16 protein-coding genes are annotated in these 20,539 nt (G+C 70.1%); 6 read left to right on the top strand and 10 right to left on the bottom strand.

The window, feature by feature from the left end:
- Positions 1–20: 20 nt before the first annotated feature.
- Positions 21–830 carry an alpha/beta fold hydrolase gene (locus KJK29_RS23655; RefSeq protein WP_215121131.1) on the bottom strand — a complete coding sequence of 270 codons (810 nt, stop codon included), beginning with the start codon at positions 828–830 and terminating at the stop codon, positions 21–23.
- 242 nt (positions 831–1,072) lie between these two features.
- Between KJK29_RS23655 and KJK29_RS23650 the strand changes: the two genes are divergently transcribed.
- The 4 genes from KJK29_RS23650 to KJK29_RS23635 all read left to right on the top strand — a co-directional run bounded on the left by KJK29_RS23650 (position 1,073) and on the right by KJK29_RS23635 (position 4,075).
- Entirely contained in the window at positions 1,073–1,351 is a 279-nt protein-coding gene (locus KJK29_RS23650; RefSeq protein WP_215121130.1) for a polyprenyl synthetase, read from the top strand.
- Positions 1,341–2,411 (top strand): polyprenyl synthetase family protein, encoded by a 1,071-nt coding sequence (locus KJK29_RS23645; RefSeq protein ID WP_215121129.1) that lies wholly within the window; start codon positions 1,341–1,343, stop codon positions 2,409–2,411. The genes KJK29_RS23650 and KJK29_RS23645 overlap by 11 nt, the downstream gene beginning before the upstream one ends.
- Positions 2,412–2,473: 62 nt before the next feature.
- Entirely contained in the window at positions 2,474–3,670 is a 1,197-nt protein-coding gene (locus tag KJK29_RS23640; RefSeq protein WP_215121128.1) for an oxygenase MpaB family protein, read from the top strand.
- Positions 3,671–3,772: 102 nt separating this feature from the next.
- Positions 3,773–4,075, top strand: coding sequence for a hypothetical protein (locus KJK29_RS23635; RefSeq protein ID WP_215121127.1), 303 nt, complete (start codon positions 3,773–3,775; stop codon positions 4,073–4,075).
- A gap of 133 nt (positions 4,076–4,208) precedes the next feature.
- Here the strand turns inward: KJK29_RS23635 and KJK29_RS23630 are convergent, their stop codons facing one another.
- Together KJK29_RS23630 and KJK29_RS23625 are read right to left on the bottom strand one after the other, a co-directional pair.
- The gene (locus KJK29_RS23630) at positions 4,209–4,850 is read right to left on the bottom strand and encodes a hypothetical protein (protein WP_251057917.1); all 642 of its coding nucleotides are present in this window, start codon (positions 4,848–4,850) and stop codon (positions 4,209–4,211) included.
- A complete protein-coding gene (locus tag KJK29_RS23625) occupies positions 4,847–9,811 on the bottom strand; it encodes a ricin-type beta-trefoil lectin domain protein (protein ID WP_215121126.1) in 4,965 nt (1,654 codons plus the stop codon). Before KJK29_RS23625 ends, KJK29_RS23630 begins: the two co-directional genes overlap by 4 nt.
- A 716-nt stretch (positions 9,812–10,527) precedes the next feature.
- Between KJK29_RS23625 and KJK29_RS23620 the strand changes: the two genes are divergently transcribed.
- A complete protein-coding gene (locus KJK29_RS23620; RefSeq protein ID WP_215124429.1) occupies positions 10,528–11,943 on the top strand; it encodes an alginate lyase family protein in 1,416 nt (471 codons plus the stop codon).
- A gap of 238 nt (positions 11,944–12,181) precedes the next feature.
- On the opposite strand, the gene KJK29_RS23615 is transcribed toward KJK29_RS23620, so the two are convergent.
- Both KJK29_RS23615 and KJK29_RS23610 read right to left on the bottom strand, forming a co-directional pair.
- Positions 12,182–13,648, bottom strand: coding sequence for an MFS transporter (locus tag KJK29_RS23615; protein WP_215121125.1), 1,467 nt, complete (start codon positions 13,646–13,648; stop codon positions 12,182–12,184).
- Positions 13,649–13,771: 123 nt separating this feature from the next.
- Positions 13,772–15,112 (bottom strand): DUF445 domain-containing protein, encoded by a 1,341-nt coding sequence (locus KJK29_RS23610; RefSeq protein WP_251057916.1) that lies wholly within the window; start codon positions 15,110–15,112, stop codon positions 13,772–13,774.
- Between the two features lie 194 nt (positions 15,113–15,306).
- On the opposite strand from KJK29_RS23610, the gene KJK29_RS23605 reads away from it, so the two are divergent.
- Positions 15,307–16,641, top strand: coding sequence for an SGNH/GDSL hydrolase family protein (locus tag KJK29_RS23605; protein WP_215121123.1), 1,335 nt, complete (start codon positions 15,307–15,309; stop codon positions 16,639–16,641).
- 31 nt (positions 16,642–16,672) lie between these two features.
- Here KJK29_RS23605 and KJK29_RS23600 read toward each other — a convergent pair whose 3' ends face one another.
- From KJK29_RS23600 to KJK29_RS23580, 5 genes are read right to left on the bottom strand one after another with little or no spacing between them, the layout of a single operon-like run.
- Entirely contained in the window at positions 16,673–17,359 is a 687-nt protein-coding gene (locus tag KJK29_RS23600) for a DUF1707 SHOCT-like domain-containing protein (RefSeq protein WP_215121122.1), read from the bottom strand.
- Between the two features lie 33 nt (positions 17,360–17,392).
- Positions 17,393–18,370 carry an ABC transporter ATP-binding protein gene (locus KJK29_RS23595; RefSeq protein WP_215121121.1) on the bottom strand — a complete coding sequence of 326 codons (978 nt, stop codon included), beginning with the start codon at positions 18,368–18,370 and terminating at the stop codon, positions 17,393–17,395.
- A gap of 1 nt (position 18,371) precedes the next feature.
- Positions 18,372–19,136 carry an ABC transporter permease gene (locus KJK29_RS23590; protein WP_370869208.1) on the bottom strand — a complete coding sequence of 255 codons (765 nt, stop codon included), beginning with the start codon at positions 19,134–19,136 and terminating at the stop codon, positions 18,372–18,374.
- Between the two features lie 49 nt (positions 19,137–19,185).
- Positions 19,186–19,971, bottom strand: coding sequence for an ABC transporter permease (locus tag KJK29_RS23585; RefSeq protein ID WP_215124428.1), 786 nt, complete (start codon positions 19,969–19,971; stop codon positions 19,186–19,188).
- 57 nt (positions 19,972–20,028) lie between these two features.
- Positions 20,029–20,430: a hypothetical protein gene (locus KJK29_RS23580; protein WP_215121119.1), complete on the bottom strand. Its 402-nt coding sequence runs from the start codon at positions 20,428–20,430 to the stop codon at positions 20,029–20,031.
- Positions 20,431–20,539: the final 109 nt, after the last annotated feature.

Genomic DNA, 20,539 nt, shown 5'->3' with positions numbered 1-20,539 from the left:
GACCTCGACCTTGGTTGAGGTCAACGGCCGGATTCCCAGGAGGAGATCGCCTCGTGAAGGCGGTCCGGCTGGTCCAGGTGGACGTCGTGGGAGGCGTCCGGGATGCGGGTGAGGTGGGTGGTGGGGCGGTGGGTGAGCATGGTGGTGGGCTCGTCGGGGCGCATGGTGCCGTGTTCGCCCTGGACGAGGAGGGTGGGGCAGGTGATCCGGGACCACTGGGGCCAGTAGGCGGTGGTGGCCAGTTCGGCGACCGTTGAGATGAGCGTGGCGCGGTCGAAGGTGGGGTGCCAGCCGTCTTCTCGCTGTTCCAGGGTTCTCGTCCAGGCCTCGTGGCCCAGGAAGGCCTCCGCGGCCTCCAGTGACGCGAACGGTGTCGGCCAGTTGTCCAGCCAGGTCGCGATCCATGCGGGGAGTTCCGGGGTCGGGCCCGCCGGGCCCGCTTCGACCAGGATCAGGGACCTGACCAGGTGGGGGTGGGAGGCGGCCAGCAGCATCGCCGTATGGCCGCCGAGGGACTGGCCGAGAAGGGTTACGGGGGCCAGGGCCAGTTCCTCGATCAGGGTCACGGCGTCCTGGACGTGGGCCGCGCGGGTCGTGGTCGTGGGGGTGCGGGTGCTGGCGCCGTGGCCTCGGGCGTCGTACGTCACCACGCGGTGGCCGTCGGAGAGGAGCCGGGCGGCGACCGCGTCCCACTCGCCCTGGTGGCCGGCCAGGCCGTGCAGGAGGAGGAAGGGGGCGGCGGATTCCCGCGCGGGGCGGTGGTCCCGGTAGGCGATGCGGGTGCCGTCCGGGGTGGTGAGGGTCGTGGAGGTGGTGCGGGCGGTCTTCAACTGGCCCTCCTTGAGCGGCGTGGGTCGGGCCAGCCTGTTCGTCCACGGCGGTTGCCGCCAGTCGTTTGACAGGGGGCGGGGGCGCCCCCTCCGGAGGGCCGCCCAGCCGCGATTCGTACGGCCGGACGGTTACGTCACTCGATCGTGAGTTCCTCCGCCCTCGCGGCTCGCGGGAGTCGATGCTCGAAGGGGCGGCGCATGACCAGTGCTGCCCGGATGTTCATCGTCGGGTGGGGGATGACATGACGCGAGAAGCGGAACGTTGCCGTGGCCTGGAGGGGCAGGCCGTGTTGCTGGCGGCAGGGCTGGCCGATCTGGCGGTGAGTACGGTCGGGTCGGCCGTGGGGACGGTACGGGGGTTGCTGCGCCGTTCCGATGGCGCGGAGCTGGCGGCGGAGGCCGAGCACGAGCTGGTGGCGCGGGGGCGGCTGGCGTTGGACCGGTACGCGGCCGTGCCGCCCGCCCACCTGGAGATTCTCGCCCGGCACGCCCAGGCCCGGAAGGCCGCCGGTGGGGTCTGACCGGTGGGAGCCGGCCGCGTTCAAGGTCCGTGTCGACGAGGTGCTGCGGGGGTTCGTCGCCGAGGAGGCCGATGCGTTCGCCGCGATCGATCCGGTGCTCGCGGGTGTGGCCGAGAGCCTGGAGGCGGCGGTCGCGGACGGCAAGCGGCTGCGGGCGGCCTTCTGCTACTGGGGGTGGCGTGCGGCGGGGCAGCCGGACAGTGACGCGCTGGTGCGGGCGGCGGCCTCCATGGAGCTGGTGCATGCCGCGGCCGTGGTGCACGACGACCTGATCGACGACAGTCCGCTGCGGCACGGGCGGCCGACGGTGCATGTCGCGCTGCGGGGTGCTGTCGGGAGCCGGCCGGACGCCGATGCCGCCGCCCGGTCGCTGGCGATGCTGGTGGGTGATCTGCTGATGGCGCTGGCCGGGCAGTTGTTCGCCACCAGTGGGCTGCCCGCCGCGTATCTCGTCCGGGCGCGGCCGTTGTGGTCGCTGATGGCCCGCGAGCTGATCGCGGGCGAGTGTCTCGAGATCCTGCGCACCGGGGCCGGTCCGGACACGGCTGTCTCACTGAAAGTGATCCGGTACAAGACCGCCAAGTACACCGTCGAGCAGCCCCTGCTCATCGGCGGCGTCCTGGCCGGAGCGGGCTCGCGGCTGCGCGAGGGCTACTCCGCGTACGGGCTGCCGCTGGGCGAGGCGTTCCAGCTCCGGGACGATCTGCTCGGCCTGTTCGGGGACCCGGACCACACCGGCAAGGCCAACGCCGACGATGTGCGCGGGCGGCGGCCCACGGCCCTGCTGGCGGAGACATGGCGGCTGGCCGGGGTGGAGGAGCGGGAGTTGCTGCGTGCCCTGCTGGGCCGGGACGACCTGGACTCGGAGGGGCTGGACGCGCGGGAGCTGGACGCCGTACGGGAGGTGATGTGCCGGCTGAAGGCGCCCGACCGTATCGAGGACATGATCAGCGCGCGGGTCGAGGAGGCGCTCGATGCCCTCCACGGGCTGGATGTGCCGACGCCCTCCGCCGCCGCGCTGACCGCGCTCGCGCATTCGGCGGCGGTCCGGCTGTTCTGACCGGCCGCCTTACCGGGGCGGCGGCGAGTGGATGGCACAAGTGGATGACAAGGAGCCCTGCCATGACCTGGACCGAGGCAACCGAGGCAACCGAGGCAACCGAGGCAACCGAGGCATCGATGGACGCGCTGCGGCAGGCCGGTGACGAACTCGCCGACGCCACCGTCGCCACGCTCTTCGAACGCGGGGAGGTGGGCAAGTTCAACACCTTGATGCGGTACGTCTCCTCGGCCGGCGCTCCCCTGCCGGACGGGTTGCCCGATGTCGCCCGCGAGTATCTGGAGAGCACCCGCACCCCTCCGGCCTGGGTGGACTGGGGGGAGATGGAGAAGGCCCGGCTCTTCTTCATCGACAACAACGTGCACATCTCCACCGCGCTGTCCTTCGCCTCCATGCCCGCCTGCTACCTCGTCCCGCATGTGGCGAAGCTGCTGTCGGCGACGCACGGGCTGAAGTACCCCTCCAAGCGGATGGCGGAGACCGGGCAGTTCACGGTCTATCTGATGCAGCCCGACGCCTTCGAGGCCGGCGGTCGCTTTGTCCCGGCAGCCCAGAAGGTGCGCCTTCTGCACGCGTCCATCCGCCATCACCTCGTCCGCGAGAACCGCTGGGACACCGAGGCCCTTGGGACACCGATCTGTCAGGAGGACATGATCGGCGGGCAGATGTTCTTCTCCATGCTCGTCCTGGACAGCCTGCACCGCCTCGGCATCCACATGTCGGAGGAGGGCGCGGACGCCTACTACTACGCGTGGCGCGTCGTCGGCGCGATGCTCGGCGTCGACCAGGACGCGGTGCCCCACACCCTGGAGGAGGCCCGCCGGTTCCTCGACCTGTACATGGTCCGGCACATGGGGCCCTCCGAGGAGGGGACGCATCTGACCCGGCAGTTGATCGACCTCTACGAGGAGGTGGTGCCCGGCACTTTCTTCGACCCGATCGTGTCCGCCCTCATCCGCTACCTCGTCGGCGACACCAGCGCCGACTGGCTGCAGGTGCCGCGCACCTCGTGGGACACCGTCGTGAAGGCCGCGCCGCATCTGCTGGGCGTGCTGGAGAGCATCGAGGACCACTCCCCCTTCGGCGCCTGGGCCCTGGACCGTCTCGGCCATCTCACCAGCGTGCTGGAGCTGTCCACCCTCACCCGGGGACGCGTCATGCACTACGCGATCCCCGAGCAGCTCAGGAAGGACTACGGCGTCTCCAGCGCGGTGCCGCGCACCAACCGGTGGGCTCCGCCCGCTCCCACGCTCTTCTGACGCCCCGTTCCGGGCCCCACCGGCTCGGGATCGGTGCCGGGGAACGGCCGCCGACCTGCGGAGCTAGCCTTGGCATCCGCACGAGTACAGCAGGAGGCAGGTATGGCGAGGGTTCCCAGCGCGGTGGTCGCCGCGAGCGGGCTGGTCGGCGGGTACGGGGTTGCCCGTTGGACCAGGCAGCGGCCGCTTGGCGGGGCCGTGCTCGCGGTCGCCGGGGCGACGGCCGCGCGGCAGTGGCGGGAGCAGGCCGGCGGGGTGGCCGCGGGGGCGTTGTCGGCCGCGTACATCGCCGCCTTCGCCGGGTCTCATCCGCTGGCCAAGAGGGTGGGCGCCTGGCCCGCCGTGTTCGGCGTGGCGGGGGCTGTGGCCGTGGCGTCGTGGGTCGTGGCCGACCGGCGCGGCTGAGCCGCCCCGCCCGGCAGCGGGTACAGCAAAGAACCCGGCCCTGAATCCCAGGGCCGGGTTCTTGTTGTGGAGCGCCGGGCAGGCCTTGCGGGAGTGCGGGCCTTCTCCGGGTCGGGCAGTGCGCTGCCGTGCGTCAGTCCGTGTCGACGGACTGCAGCGTTCCGTCGTCGACGACGAGCTCGTGGTAGCCGAAGCGCCCACCGAGTTCGTGGTAGCGCTCGTACTGGGACGCCGTGACGGGAACGAGGTGTGCTTTGAGGACCCGCAGGAAGAATCGGAACCCGAGGTCGGGATCGACCTCGACGACGACCTGCTCGAGCGCGGCCATCACCTCCGCCCCGCCGGCGCCTACCGCGACCTCCGCGGTCGGCGTGACCTCCCGGATCTCCTCGAGGACCTCCTGCTTCAGTGGCCCGTCCACGGGGGACGCCGGCGAAGCAGGAGCAAAGGACGGCTCGGCGCGGTGCATTCGATCGAGGGCGATTCGGACGATGTCGCGCAGCCAGGCACGCCCGTCGAGCCACATGCCGTCCGGATCGTACGGAAGTCCGATCGCCGCCCGCCACAGGAGCTCGATCGTCCGGGTGGGCAGCGGTGACTCCAGCAGACGACGAGCATCCTCCACGAGAGTGGCCGCGTAGACGCCGTCCCCCCAGTCAGCGGCGCCTGTGACGATCTCCTCCGGCGTCGCCTCGTTGACCCAGGGGCCGGCGAACCACTTGGTGAGTCCGCTGAGGCCGAAGTCGATCCAGATGTCCTGCCGTTCCGCCGTCACGTGGTGGGCTTCTTTCCCTTGGGGTACGAGGTGTACACCATGTAGCCCGGTTTGTGTGGGGACCTCTTGAGTGTGATGGACACGATGTTCTGGGCCGGCCAGCTGTCACCGGTGTGGTGGTAGACGGTCCCCAGAGACGCTGTGTCGTCGAGTGTCACCTCGAACGAGAGGAGGTGTGTGGGGCTCTCGGTATCCTTCGGGGTTTCTTTCATCCACTTGTCGAGCCGCTGCCGGTTCGCACCGTTCTGCTTCTTGGACATGCCCGTCAGCCACTTCTTCATCGCCTCGTCGACGGCGGCCTGGGCCGTGTCCAGATCCTTCCAGACACCGGTCATACCAGGGCTGTTGGGGTTCTTGGCGATATCGGCCTTGGCCTTGTTGGTCGCCCTCTCCGGAGTGGTTTCGACGTGGTCCTTGATGGTGTGGGCTCCGCGGTCGCCCTCGTGCAGGCGCAGGTTCAGACAGTTGTGGACCAGGACATCCCTGGTCGGGACGCCCGCCGTCCCCTCCGTACCCACGTAGAAGGTGTGCAGCTTGTCGACCGTCAGGTCGTAGACCGCGCGGGGTGCCAGACCTGACCGGTCGCGCAGCGCGCTGACGACACGGGACGTGCCGTCCGGCTGGCGCAGCCGATCGCCGGTCCGCAGGTCGGCGACGAACGTCCAGCCTCGCCCGTCCACGTATATCCGGTGTCCGGCGGTGCTGGTCAGGCTGGTGCCGCCGGCAAGGGAGACATCGACGAGGCGCCGAGTGCCGTGCCGAAACGTATTCGTCACCGGCTGCGGCGCGTGGACACCCGTCTCGGGATCCGTCGCCAGGACCAGGTCGCCCTCTCGAACCGAGCTGATCTGCCGACGGCTTCCGTCCGCCATCAGCACAAGGGTGTCCGCCGGGAAGCTGTTGACGCGGCAGCTCGACAAGGCGTCTTCGACGATGTTGGCCTGCCGCTCGAGGGCCGCCAGCGAACCGGGGTCGATGTCCAGGTTCTTCAGGGCCTTGTAGGCGTCGGCAACGCCCACGCCGGTCCGCAGCGCGGCGTCCAGGGCGATGAGTGCGTCGGCGATCTTGGCGAACGCCTTGCCGGGGATGAAGTTGCTCGCCGCCCACGCGCAGCCGCTGGCGCTTCCGTGCCAGCAGTCGACGAAGTCCTGGACCAGGACCGCCTTCAGGATCTGGTAGACGACGGTCTGCTTGATCAGGTCGAGCTTGCTGAAGTACTGGGTGACATCCTTCTTCAGCCCTGTGAGGTGCTCGGTCTTGACCAGGATCGTGTCCGCCGCCGCACAGCCGGATGCTGTGGCCGGCACCTCGGGATCAGTGCACAGGAAGAAGTCGACTGTCGCGTTGAACGTGACCTTGAACGTGACGGTGCAGCCCTCGAAGCCGATCTCGATGACGCAGTCGTTCTGCTGTTTGGCGTCGGTGATCTCGACGCTGCTGTCGTCGACGACGTACCAGGTGCCGCCGATGCCGGTGCCCGCGCCTGACGCGACCTGCTGGTTGGCCTGCTTGCGTGCCGCGGACTCCGCGGCTTCCTGTGCCTCCTTGGCGTACTTCAGCGCGTCCTTGGCCGCTTGTTCGGCTTCGGTCGCGGCGGTGTCGGCGCGGTCCGCGGCGGCGCGGGCGTCCTTCGCGGCCTGTTCGGCCTCGGAGGCGGCCGTGCGGGCGGCTTCGGCGTCGAGCGCTGCCTGGTCGGCGGAGTCGCGGGCGTCCTTGGCGTGGCCTTCGGCGCGGCCGGCTGCCTTGTCGGCGGCTTCGGCGTCCTCGGTGGCCTGCCGGTTGTACTCGATGGTGCGGGCCAGAGACGCCGTCGCCTTGGATGCGGCCTTGGCGGCGTCGGCGGCGTATCCGAGTGCCTCCTTGGAGTAGGTGCGAGCGGTGGCCGCGTGTCCGGCGGCGTTGGCGGCGTGCTGGTACGCGGCCTTGGCGTCGCCGGTCGCCTGCTCGGCGAGGTTCTTCGCCGCGGCTGCCTCCGCCTGTGCGTTCTCGGCGTGGGCATCGGCGACGGCCTGCTGCTGCTCGGCGAGCGACTTCGACGCCTGCCCGGTCAGCACGACCAGGCCGGCGGCCGAGTCGGTGGTGACGTAGGGGGAGCCGAGTTCGATCGCGTCGTTGGCCGGCTTGGCGACCTGGACGGCGGCGTTGCCCGCGTCGACGGCGGCCTGCGCCGTGACGTGGGCGAAGCCTGCGGCCTTCGCCGAGGCGACCAGGGCCTTGGCGGCCTCCTTGTTCGCCTCGTCCGCCTGGGACTTGGCGGTCTTGGCCAGCTTCTCCGCCTCGTCCGCCAGCTCGACGGCCGTCTTGGCCTCGGAGGAGGCGTGCTCGGATGCCTTGATGGCGTCCGCCGCGGCGCTGGTGGCTGTCTTCACCGCTGCGTCGGACTTCAGCTTGGCGGCGTGTGCGGCATCCGCGTGGGAGCGGGCCCGCTTGGCGGCCGCTTCGGCGCGGGTGGCCGCGGCGTCCGCCTCGGCCGCTGCCTCGGTGGCCGCGTCCGCGGAGGCCCGGGCGCGGCCGGCTGCCGCCTCGGCGTCATCCGCGTGCCCGGCAGCCGCGTCCGCTGCCGCTCTGGACTCCTTGGCGTTGCTGTCGGACTCGTGGGCCTGGGCGAACGCCTCCTTGGCGTCCGCCTTGGCGCGGGCGGCGTCCGCCTTCTGCTCGGCGTCCCAGGCGTCGTCGCGCAGATCGCGGGCCTTGTCACGGGCCTTGACCGCGTCGTTCTTGCGCGCGACCGCGGTCGCCTCGGCGGCTTCGGCCTTGTCCTTGGCGTCCTTGGCGTTCGCCGCCTCGGCCTGGGCGTCCTGCTTGTGCCGGGCTGCCTCGGCCTGCTTGGCCTCGGCGGTCTCCTTCTCCGCCTTGGCTGTCTTCTCCTCGGCCTCGGCGGCCAGACGCTCTGCGTGGGCCTTGGCGGCGGCCGACTTGGCGTCGCCCTCGGCCTTCAGCGCCTCGGCGAGCTTGGCCTCCGCGGTCTCCTTGTCCTTCTTGGCGTTGTCGCGGTGCACCTTCGCCGCGTCGGCCGCGGCCTTCGCCTGCAGCTCCGCGGCATGGGCCGCCTCCTTGCGGAACTCGGCCTTCGACTGCGCGGCCTGGGCGAGAGCGCGCTGGGCGATGGTCGCGCTGTCACCCGCAGACGCCCGGGTCGCCGCCTCGGCGGTCTCAGCGGCCTTCACCATCGCCGTCAGCGCCGCCACCGACCCCTTGGTGACCTGCGCCTTTTGCTGGCCGACCAGCAGCCCACGGCCCCGCGGCGCACCAGCGGCATCCGCGATGCCGTACGCGGCCTGCTCGGCCGTATCGGAGGCGGTGGCCGCCTTCTTGGCGTTCTCGAGCTGGGTCTTGAGCGTGGCCAGGTACTTCTTCGCCGCCGCCTGGGCGTCGGTGACGACCTTCTTCGCCTTGTCGAACTCGGCCTTCTCCGGATACAGGGGACTGTCCGTGCCCTTGTGACCGGACGGCTTGATCAGGAACTTCTGTGAGGCGGCGACCTTGCAGTCCCACAGTCGCGCGTCCGTGCTCTTGGTGAACGCGCTCAGGTCCAGGCACTTGCCCGTGCTCACGCTTTTCAGAGGCGCGGTGGCACGGACGTCGCCCTTCCACGACTGCCCCTTGGACTTGTAGCAGTCATAGATCTGGATCTTCGTGCCGTTCGCCGACGCGTTCCCGGCCACGTCCAGGCATCTTTGGGAGCCGACGTTGCGGAAGTAGAGGTTGTCCTCGCTGCCCTCCAGCGTCCACTGCTGGGCCGCGCCGCCGTTGCAGGTGTAGATCTGCACGGGCGTGCCATTGGCTTCCTTGCCGCCCGCGACGTCCAGACAGTTGCCCGCCGCGCCCGGCACCTGGATCGCTACAGGGCTGTCGCCGATCCACCCCAGGCCGCCGGCAGAGTAGTAGTCCTGCCACCGGGTGGCGTAGTCCGCGAGCCACGACTGGCCCAGGACCTGCCCCAGGGTGAACGTGCCCTCCTGCAACGCCTTCGTCGCCGTGACGTTGGCACCAAGGATCTGCTGGCGCTGCGTGGCCTGCGAGGCGATCTCCTGCTGCCACTCGGCGGACGCTTGCGCCACCTCCTTGCCCAGAACCCGGTTCGGGTCGATCGGAGCGTGCCAGGAACACGAGGCGAAGCGGGCCTTCAGATCCTCGACCGCGACGCGGTACTCCGGGGTGTCCGCGGCCGGGGCCGTGCGAGGGAATCCTCCGGAGCCCAGGAAGATACGAGCGTCATCGGCGAACACCCTGGGAACGAACAACTCGTTGGGCTCGATCTTCCCCGAGTTCTTCTTCCAGACCTTCCACGCCTGCTGTTCCTGCGGTGTCCCCCCGGAGGTGTACTGCGGGTCACCGATCGCGAGCGCGGCGGCCTTCGTCTTGTCGTCAGCGGTGGGCGACGGCTCGTAGAACGGGGAGAACAAGTCGATCGACTTGCTGTACGACTGCCACAACCACGGAACCAGACCGGTCTTGTCGAAGACCTCGAACTCTCCGGGCGGCTCGTCAGGGTAGGAGCTCAGGCCCATGACGGTTTTGGCAAACGCCAACTCCTGGTCATTGGCCTTCTTGAGCCACTGGTCGCTGCTGGCGCTGTCCGCGTAGGAGGCCTGGTGCAGGGGAGAGTTGTTGTCGGTGAGGTCCCGCTTGAGTTTCTGGTGGAGCTGGTCGGGAGGCAGCCCGATGGAGTTCTGCGCGAGGGCGAACAGATTGGGCCCGCCCTTGCGCAGGGCATCGACGGCCACACACTGATCCTCGCGCAGCTGCTCAGCCGCCTTGGTGTCGAACCCGTCGTACGAGTCGCCCGACGCGGCGACAGGAGCGGTGCGCTCTTCGAAGCCCCGGCCGAGCAGGCCGGGCTGAACGGCCAGGCCACTGAGAACGGCCAGGGCCGCGACGGACGTGACAGCCGAACCTAACGCTGTGGACCTACGTGAGCAGGGGTTGAACAACCCCGGTCTGAATCGCAAAGGGGGCATCCTTCATGGCAAGGGATGACGGTGGGTGGGGCCGCCGTGGAGGCGTGGGGCGAGTGGGTCAGCCCGGACAGCAGCGAGCGAGTAGGCGTTTCAGTGAGCCGGCATCACGGCATGACGAACCGTCTCTCCCCCGCGGCGACGCCCCGCGGGGCCACCAATGATGTGCGCGCGCGACCACAGGGGTGGTTCAAGCCCCTCACGCTGCATACGCGGCGGCCAACTTAGCCACAGGTCAGCCGGGCACGGCAAGCGCTGCCCGCGGCGCCCGGACGTCCAGCGGGAAGTCGTTTGCGCGGCGCGGCAGGTGCAAATGTCGAGCTCACAGCAGGGACTCACATGTGTGAGACACGTAAAGAAAGCGTGCAGACTCCGACGAACCTCAGCCAAAGTTTGTCCGAAAGCTACTTACTCGCCGGTAGTCCGGTGAGGTCGCGCGCACAGCAAAGAACCCGGCCCTGAATCCCAGGGCCGGGTTCTTGTTGTGGAGCGCCGGGCAGGCCTTGCACCTGCATTTCCCCGCAGGAAGCGGGGCGTCTTTCCTTGGACCACCAACGCACGATCCTTCGGCCGGAGTTCCGGCGGCCGGATGCAGATCAACTGTACCGCAGTTTTTGTTATCGCCGTCACCACCCGCCGTCTCCTCAGCGTCCCCCACAGGCACGCGACTTACGACGCTGAGGTACGACGACGTGACACGACAGATCAGCCGCCGGAGCATGTTGAAAGCAGCGGGTGCGGCGGGCGCCGGTATCGGAATCGGTACGGTCGCCCTCGCGGCCCCGGCCTCCGCCGCCGACGCCCCCTTCGCCCACCCGGGGTTGCTGCACACGCGGGCCGACCTGGACCGTATGGCGGCGAAGGTGAAGGCGGGCGCGAGGCCCTACGCGGCCGGGTTCGCCAAGCTCACCGCCAACCGGCACGCGCAGAGCGACTGGCGGGCCGATCCGCAGGCGACGGTGTATCGCGGGGCGGGGTCGCCCCAGAACTACGCGGCCCTCTACAACGACATCCATGCCGCCTACCAGAACGCCCTGCGGTACCACGTCAGCGGCGAGGAGGCGCATGCCGAGACCGCCGTGGCGATCCTGAACGCCTGGTCGGGGAAGCTGACGTCGATCCAGGGCTCGGCCGATCGGTTTCTGGCGGCGGGGTTGTACGGGTATCAGTTCGCCAACGCGGCGGAACTCGTGCGTGACCGCGACGACTTCGAGCTCGGGCGGGCTCAGGAGCTGCTGTCGGATGTCTTCTTTCCGCTCAGTGACGACTTCCTGAGGCATCACAACAACGCGGTCGTCACCAACTACTGGCCCAACTGGGATCTGACGGCCCTCGCCTGTGTGCTCGCGACCGGGATCTTCTGCGACGACCGGGCGGCGGTCGGGCGGGCCGTGGAGTACTTCAAGCACGGGGACGGGATGGGGTCGGTTCGGCATGCCATTCCCGTCGTGCACGAGGACGGGCTCGCGGAGTGGGTCGAGGCCGGGCGCGATCAGGGGCATGCGCTGCTCGGGGTCGGGCTGATGGGCACGGTGTGCGAGATGGCGTGGAACCAGGGCATCGATCTGTACGGCTACGACGACAGCCGGTTCCTCAAGGGCGCGGAGTATGTGGCCAAGTGGAGCCTCGGGGGTGATGTTCCGTATACGGCCAACACGCGGAGGAAGGGGGCGATCGGGGGGTGGTCGGGGAGTGAGACGGCATCCGACGCGGCGGCGGTGGATCCGGGGATGACCCGGCCCATCTGGGCGATGATCGCCCAGCACTACACCAAGCGGCGGGGGTTGTCGGCGTCGTATGTGACACGGGCTGCGGCGAAGGCTGCGCCGGAGGGTGGGGGTGGGGATTACGGGCCCAACAGTGGGGGGTTCGACCAGCTTGGGTTCGGGACGTTGGCGTTTACGCGGGGGCGGGCGGACGACGGGTCTACGGGGGCGCGTCCGAGTCCGGCGGCGTCCGGTGGGGCCGGTGGGGACCGACCGCAGGGGGCGGCAGGTGCCGCTGTGTCCCACGGTGGGGAACGTGACCTCGCTGCCACCGGGGGCGGGAGTGGGGTCGGGTGGGTTGCGGCGGCCGGTGTTGCGGCTGTGGGGGGTGGGGTGCTGATGCTTCGGCGGCGGGGTGGGGCCAAGTAGGTGCTGGTGCGTTGCGGGGGTGCTGCGGGTTGAGGCTGAGGCGCGGGTGGGCGCGCAGCCCGGCGCGGCGGGGTGCCGCTGCGCCCACCCGTGCCGCCCCTAGCGGCACGCATGCCCGCAGCTAGGGCAGTTGGGCGAGCCCGCAGCCAAGGCGGCAGTGCGGCGGGCCCCAGCCAGGGCGGTACCCCAAGCCCGCAGCCCCGCGAACCGCCGCTCGCAGCCCCGGCACCCACGCCCGCTACGACTTCTCCGCCGCCGCAGCCGTCAGCGGCTTCGCGATGTCCTCCAAGGACCGCCGCTCCGCCTTCACCGCGAGGATCGCCGCCGCCAGCCCCGCCAGGCACATCAGCGCCGCCCCGATCTGGAAGGCGAGGGCTGTGTCGGCGACCTTGCCGGTGGCTGTGAGGTCGGCGAAGAGGAGGGGGCCGCTGATGCCGCCGGCGGCTGTGCCGATGGCGTAGAAGAAGGCGATGGACATGGCGCGGGTCTCCATCGGGAAGACCTCGGACACCGTCAGGTAGGCGCTGGAGGCTCCCGCCGAGGCGAAGAAGAGGACCGCGCACCAGCAGGCCGTCATGGTGCTCGCGCTGAGGGAGCCCTGGTCGAAGAGCCAGGCCGTGCCGAAGAGGAGCAGGCCGGAGAGCAGGTAGGTGCCGGAGATCATGATCCGGCGGCCGACCGTGTCGAAGAGTTTGCCGAGGAGCAGCGGGCCGAAGAAGTTGCCGAGTGCGATGACGGCGAAGTAGTAGCCGGTGTTGCCGCTCGGGACGTCGAAGAACGTCGTGAGGATCGCGCCGAAGCCGAAGGTGATCGCGTTGTAGAGGAAGGCCTGGCCGATGAAGAGGGCGAAGCCGAGGATCGCGCGGCGGCGGTAGTCGGACAAGACGGTGCGGCCGATCTCCAGGAAGGAGACGCTGCGGCGCTGGTGGATGGTGATCTCGCCCTCGGGGGCCGGGAGCGGCTCACCCCGTTCTTCTTCGATGGTGCGTTCGATGGAGGAGACGATGCGTTCCGCCTCGTCGTCGCGGCCGTGGATCAGCAGCCAGCGGGGGCTCTCCGGGACGTGCCGGCGGACCAGCAGGATCACCAGGGCCAGGACCGCGCCGAGCGCGAAGGTCAGGCGCCAGCCGACGTTCGCCGCGAAGATGTCGGTGTCCAGCGCGACGATCGACAGCAGGGAACCTCCGACCGCGCCCAGCCAGAAGCTGCCGTTGATCATCAGGTCGGTGCGGCCCCGGTACTCCTTGGGGATCAGCTCGTCGATCGCGGAGTTGATGGCCGCGTACTCGCCGCCGATGCCGAAGCCGGTGAGGAAGCGGAAGAGGAAGAACCACCAGGTGTCGAAGGAGATGGCGGTCAGCGCCGTCGCCCCCAGATACACCGCCAGGGTGATCATGAAGAGCTTCTTGCGGCCCCATTTGTCGGTGAGGCGGCCCCAGAACAGGGCGCCGATGCAGGCTCCGGCCACATACAGGGCGGCCGCCATGCCGGTGACCTGGCCGGAGGTGATGGGCAGGCCGCTGTCGGGCTCCGACAGGCGGCTGGCGATGTTGCCGACGACGGTGACTTCGAGGCCGTCGAGGATCCACACGGTGCCGAGGCCGAACACGATCGTCCAGTGCCAGTGCGACCACGGGAGGCGGTCGAGGCGGGCGGGGATGTCGGTGGTGATGGTTCGGCCGGTCCCGGCCTGCGCAGTGCCCATGGGCCCCCTCCTCATCGAGCGGAACCCGGTTCGAGTGCCCTGACCGGGCCTTCTTACGCCCGAAGCAGGACGCCCCGGACCGAACCCGTCGCACCCGGGGCGCCCCACCCACAGCCCTGCGCCCTACGCCCCCAGCGCGTGCGACACCGTATAGATCAGCAGCCCCGCCAGCGATCCCACCACCGTGCCGTTGATCCGGATGAACTGGAGGTCGCGGCCGATGTTCGCCTCGATCTTGCGTGTGGTGTGCTCGGCGTCCCAGCTCGCCACGGTGTCCGTGATCAGGGAGGTGATCTCCTTGCGGTAGGTGGTGACGACGTAGACGGCCGCGTCCTCCACCCACTTGTCGACCTTGTCCTGCACCTTGCGCTCGGCCGCCATCCGGGAGCCGAGCGACAGCAGCGAGGACCGGACGCGCAGCCGCAGCTCGCTGCGCTCGTCCTCCGCCGCGGCGACGATCATGGATCGTACGGCCGTCCAGGCGCTGGCGATGAGGTCCTGGACCTCGCCGCGGCCCAGCACCTCGCCCTTGAGCCGCTCGACGCGGGCGCGGGTCTCGGTGTCGGACTGGAGATCGGAGGCGAAGTCGGTGAGGAAGCGGTCGAGGGCGCCGCGCGCGGGGTGGGCGGGCATGTCGCGCATCTCGGTGACGAAGCGCAGCAGCTCCTTGTAGACGCGCTCGCCGACCTTCTTGTCGACGAACTTCGGGGTCCAGCCGGGGGCGCCGCCCTGCACGGCGTCCATCACGGAGTCGCTGTGCAGGACCAGCCAGTCGTGCGCGCGGGTGACGACGAGGTCGACGACGCGTTTGTGGCCGCCGTCGGCGACGACCTTCTCCAGCATCTTGCCGATGCCGGGCCCGATCTCCTGGGCGTTGGCGCGCCGGGTGATGGCCTCGCCGACGACGGCCTGGACATCGGAGTCGCGCAGGACGGTCAGGGCGCCGCGCAGGGCGGTGGAGAGCTCCGCCGTGACCCGGTCGGCGTGCTCGGGGACGGCGAGCCAGGCGCCGAGGCGGCTGCCGATGCCGACGGCGCGCAGCCGCTGCCGTACGACGCCCTCGGAGAGGAAGTTCTCGCCGACGAACTCGCCGAGGGAGACGCCGAGCTGGTCCTTCTTGGTGGGGATGATCGCGGTGTGCGGGATGGGGATGCCGAGGGGGTGGCGGAAGAGGGCGGTGACGGCGAACCAGTCGGCGAGCGCGCCGACCATGCCGGCCTCGGAGGCGGCGGCGACATAGCCCGCCCAGGGGCCGGCGCCGGAGTTCTGGGCCCACTTGGCCAGGATGTAGACCACGGCCACGAACAGCAGGAGACCGGTGGCGGTGAGTTTCATCCGGCGTACGCCGCGCTGTTTCTCCTCGTCCGCCGGGCTGAAGCTCGTCATCGCACGGTTCACGGCGGGGCCGGGGCGGGCATGCTGCCCCTCGACGCCGCCCTTTTCTTCCACTTTCATCCGTTCCATCCGCTCCACCCGCTCGGTGATCCCGCACACATTGTCCCTTCCTGACCGACTACTGGAACGGAACAGGAGTTCCCGGCGTCTGTCGGAAGGGGGTTAATGCCAGGGGTCCTGTCAGCTTCCCCCTGCCCATGACGCATCATGGGCACATCAGATCGGAGCCTTGGGCTCCCATCGCCTGAGGAGAACTGCACAGCATGACCCGGGGTCGTGGTTACGCCCTGCTCGCGGCGATCGTCGCAGCGGTTGTGGCCCTTTCCGCCGCCATATATGTCGGAGTGGCGACCGACGACGGCACGCAGACCCGGAACACCCGGGCAGACGGCCGTCTTCCGAACAATTCCGCCGCCCCCGCCTCGACCGGCACCTGGGTGGGCACCTGGTCGACCTCACCGGCGGGCGCCGAGCCCGGCACCGAGGCGACCGGCATGGCGGACCGTTCGGTACGCAATGTCGTCCACACCAGCGTCGGCGGTACGAGTGCCCGCGTGACGCTGTCCAATCTCTACGGCCAGTCGCCGCTGAGCATCACGCGCGCCTCGATCGCGGTCGCCGCCGGCAGCGGTACGCCGGCCGCGCTCTCGGACACCCTGCGCCCGCTCACCTTCAACGGCGGCCCCACGGTGGTCATCCCGCCCGGCCGGCAGGTGATGAGCGACGTCGTGCGCGTCGTCATCCCGTCCGACGCCGACGTCCTGATCACCACGTACACACCGACCAGCTCCGGCCCGGTGACGTACCACCCGCACGCCCGGCAGACGTCCTACGTCGCGCAGGGCGACCAGGCCCAGGACACCACGGGCACGCCGTACACCGAGCGGAGCACGTACTGGCGCTATGTGACGGCGCTGGACGTGCTGAGCAACGAGTCCGACGGCACGGTCGTCGTCCTCGGCGACTCCCTCACCGACGGCATCACGTCCACCCTGGGCGCCAACAACCGGTGGACCGACGTGCTGTCCGAGCGGCTGCGCACGGAGATCGCCGCCGGGCGGGACCTGCCCCGCTACAGCGTCGTCAACCAGGGCATCAGCGGCAACCGGGTCCTCACGGACGGGCTGGGCCGCCCGGCCGACAACCCCAGCGGGCTCAACCGCTTCGGCCGGGACGTGCTGGAGCGCACGAACGCCAAGGTCGTCGTCATCGACCTCGGCGTCAACGACATCCTGCGCAACCCGCGGCTCGCCGACCCGAACGCGATACTCGACGGCCTGCGCACGATGGTGGGCCAGGCTCACGCCCGCGGCATGAAGGTCGTCGGCGCGACCCTGATGCCGTTCTACGGGCACCGCGGCTACACGGACCAGCGGGAGTCGGTCCGGCAGCAGATCAACGCCGAGATCCGGGCGGGCCGGGTCTACGACGCGGTGGCCGACTTCGACAAGGCACTGCGCGACCCCTACGACCCGCGCCGGCTGCGCGCCGACTACGACTCGGGCGACCATCTGCACCCCAGCGACAAGGGGTACGCGCGGATGGCCGAGGAGTTCGACCTGGAGACCCTGAAGGGGTCCGCACCGGCCGAGCTGTAGGAGGACGACGCCGAGTACTGGCCGACGACGCTCAGTACTCGCCGTTGCTCCGCCGCTCCAGCTTCTCCCGCCGCCGCTCCTCCTTGAGCCGCTGCTTCTCCGCCCGGGTCACCTTCCGCTGGACCCCGACGCCGCCCCAGAGGGCGAACCCGGTCACGATCACGCGCGGCGCCCCCGGCTCCCCGGGTACGCCGTCCTCCTGGTGGTCGAAACCGCCCATGATCCCGACGCCGCGCACCACGACCTCGACGCCGGGCGGCACGATGACATCCACCCCGCCCATGATCGCGATCGCGTTGACCTCGACCTCGCGCTCCGCGAAGTTCGCCTCGCGCAGATCGATCTCCCCGCCGCCCCAGAAGGCCAGACAGGTGAACCGCCGGGGCATCGTCCAGTGCCCCTTGCGCTGGAAGCCGGACATCACGGCGACGGCCCAGGTCGAGGAGCCCTCGCCGCCGACGATCCGCCCGGGCCAGTCGGACCCCGTGGCGGGCTCCTTGCTCAGCGACACGGCGGGCACAGCGACGCCCGCGCCCGGCAGGTCCCGGGTGATCGGCACGAGTTCCCCGTACGTCCGCGCCTGGTACGTCGCGTCCAGCCGCTCCTCGAACTCCGTCATGTCGAGACGTCCCTCGGCCACAGCGTCCCGCAGGATGCCGGCGACCCGTTCACGGTCGGCGTCGGAGGCTCGGAGGTCCGGGACTGCGTCGTCGGTCATGTACAGCAGCCTACGAGTTACCGGTCCCGGGCACTATGCGGTCGCGCGCTCTTCGTACATTTTCGCGATCACTGCCTCGATGTCCGGCTCCCGCACCGACAGGTCGACCAGCGGGTACTCCGCCGCGATCCGCGCCACCAGCGGCGCCGCCGACTCCGCCGCCGGGAACGCCAGCCACTGCCGCGGCCCGTCCACCCGGACGACCCGGGCGGGTGCCGGGGCGTCGATCGGGGGCAGTTCCCGCTCGAAGTCCACCACCAGCGTCCGCTCGCCCTCCCCCGCCTCGTGCAGCCCGGCGAGCGGACCGTCGTACATCATGCGCCCGTGGTCGATGACCATCACCCGTTTGCAGAGCTGCTCGATGTCCTGCAGGTCGTGCGTGGTGAGCAGCACCGTCGTGCCGCGCTCGGCGTTCATCTCCCGCAGGAACTCCCGCACCTTGGACTTGGAGACGACGTCGAGACCGATGGTCGGCTCGTCGAGGTACAGCACCTCCGGGTCGTGCAGCAGGGCCGCCGCGATGTCGCCGCGCATCCGCTGGCCCAGGGAGAGCTGACGTACCGGCACGTCCAGCAGGTCGGCCAGGTCGAGGAGTTCGACCAGACGGTCGAGGTTCTCGCGGTAACGGGCGTCCGGGATCCGGTACATACGGTGCATCAGCCGGTAGGAGTCGACCAGCGGCAGGTCCCACCACAGCGTCGTCCGCTGCCCGAACACCACACCGATGCGGTGCGCGAGGCGCGTGCGTTCGCGGGAAGGATCGATGCCCGCTACCCGCAGCCGGCCGGCGCTCGGGGTGAGGATGCCGGTCAGCATCTTGATCGTGGTCGACTTACCGGCGCCGTTCGGGCCGATGTAGCCGACCATCTCGCCGCGTTCCACCCGGAAGGAGATCGAGTCGACGGCCCGGACCTGCCGCCGCTCCCGCTTCATGAAGCCGGTCTTCTTGCGTACGTCGAAGACCTTCTCGACACCGTCGAGTTCGATGAAGGCGCGGTCCGTCTCGGTCACTTCAGCTCCCTGTACTCCGGTACGAACGAAGCCCCGTCCGCCACGCCGCCCCCGCCAGCGCACAGCAGGCCACCGCCACCAGGGGCGAGGCGAACGCCGCCCAGGACGGCAGGCCGATGGGGTACGGCCGCCCCAGCACATAGGCGGCCGGGACCCAGTTGACGAAGGCGAGCGGCACCATGAAGGTCACACCGCGCACCAGGTCCTTACCGAACACGCTCGGCGGATACTGCAGCAGCGTGGTCCCGCCGTACGTGAACGCGTTCTGCACCTCGGCGGCGTCCTGCGCGAAGATCTGGAAGGCCGCGCCCGCCACGAACACCGCCGAGAAGATCGCCGCGCCGCTGATCACCATCACCGGCACCAGCAGCACCTTCGCCGCACTCCAGTCGATGTCCACCGAGAGCAGCGCCCAGCACAGCACCACGGCGCCCTGGGTGATCCGGCCGAGGCGGCGCAGCGCGAAGCGGTCGGCTCCGACCTGGGCGAGCACCGGCGCGGGCCGCACCAGCAGCGTGTCGAACGACCCGTCGCGCATCCGGGCGCCCAGGACGTCCATCGAGCCGAGCAGCAGGTCGGCGATCCCGAACGCCGTCACCGACAGCCCGTAGAGGAAGGCGACCTCGGGCAGGGACCAGCCGCCGAGGGAGTCGACCTGCGAGAACATCAGCAGGATCCCCACGAAGTCCAGGCCGGTCACCGTGAGGTTGCCGAGCACCGTGACGACGAAGGAGGTGCGGTAGGTCATGCTGGACCGGATCCACATCCCGGCGATCAGCCGATAGGCCCGCAGCCCCTCGGCCACGGCACCGCGCTCACCCACCCTGGACCACCACCCGGCGGGTCGCGGCCGACTGCAGCAGCCGTCCCGCCGCCAGCAGCGCCACCGCCCACGCCGCCTGGAAGGCGAACGCCCGCAGCGGGTCGGTCTCCCCCATCAGCACATCCGCCGGCATCTGGATCTGCGCCGCCCACGGCAGCACCCGCACGACCTCGCCGAGCATCCCGGGGAAGGCGTTCAGCGGCAGCACCATGCCCGAGAAGAAGATCCCCGTGACCATCAGGACCTGGTTGACGCCCATGCCGTCCATCAGCCAGAACACGCTCAGGGCCACGAGGTAGCGGATCGCGAAGCTGACCACCGTCGCCAGCAGGAGCGTGACCGTGAAGGCCAGCCAGGGGGTGACCGACGTCGGCAGGGCCATGGGGAAGAAGACCGCGCCGAACGCGAACGGGATCACGCCCCGCCCCAGCATCTGGAACAGCGCCCGCCCCACGTCGCCGGCCAGCCACCACAGCTGGAGGTCGGCCGGCCGGTAGAGGTCGACGGCGATCTCACCGGTGCGGATGCGCTCCATCAGGTCCTTCTCGGCGCCCCCGCCCTGGATCGCCAGGGTCGCGTAGAGGCACTGCCCCAGCCAGACGTACGTCACGGCCTGGGCCTGGTCGTACCCTCCGAGATGCGGTTTCTCGTCCCACAGCGCCAGATACGTGTACACGAGGATGACGCCGAAGACGGTATTGGTGAACACCCCGGCCACCGTGGCCGCCCGATAGGTCGCGTACCGCCTGAAGCCGCCCGCCGCGACGGCCGCGTACAACCGCCCCGAGCCCGCCACCACTGCCCTCCTCGCCGCCGGACACCGAAGCGCAGGAGCCTAGTGGGCCGGGGATCGGGCGTGCCACGGGTTTTCGCGTGCCTTCCAGTCGCCGATACACGCCTTGATGGTGATCGGCGTGCCCTCCTTGATGTCGAGGTCGAGCGTGCGGGTCGTGTCCACGCCGTCACGGTTCCAGTAGTAATACGTGTTGTCCTCGCCGCCGATCGAGATGATCCCGATCGTCGAGTGACCGTCCTTGGCCAGGTCGGTGAGGGTGAAGACCTCGCCGTACGTCTGGATGTGGGCCTTGCCGCCCGAGTCCGCGTGGGGCGTGACGTTCCAGTCGGCACCGGCCCAGACGGTACGATCCGTTCCGTCCGCGTGGGCAGAGGCGCCCGTGGCCAGGGCGAGCAGCGTGGCGGCGGTGCCGGCCAGAGCGGAGCGTGCGAGCAGTCGCATCTTCGGTCGAGTCCCCCTTCAGGCGAATCTCGCGCAGGCAAGATCGCGATGCGAACAGGCGTGCAGGACAGCTCAGTTGCCCCTGCGTCCGTCTGGGCGTTCGCCCGCA

The organism is Streptomyces koelreuteriae (genome assembly GCF_018604545.1).
Classification (GTDB): domain Bacteria; phylum Actinomycetota; class Actinomycetes; order Streptomycetales; family Streptomycetaceae; genus Streptomyces; species Streptomyces koelreuteriae.
The sequence above is the reverse complement of the archived record's forward strand: the minus strand, read 5'-3'. Positions and strand labels throughout refer to the sequence as shown.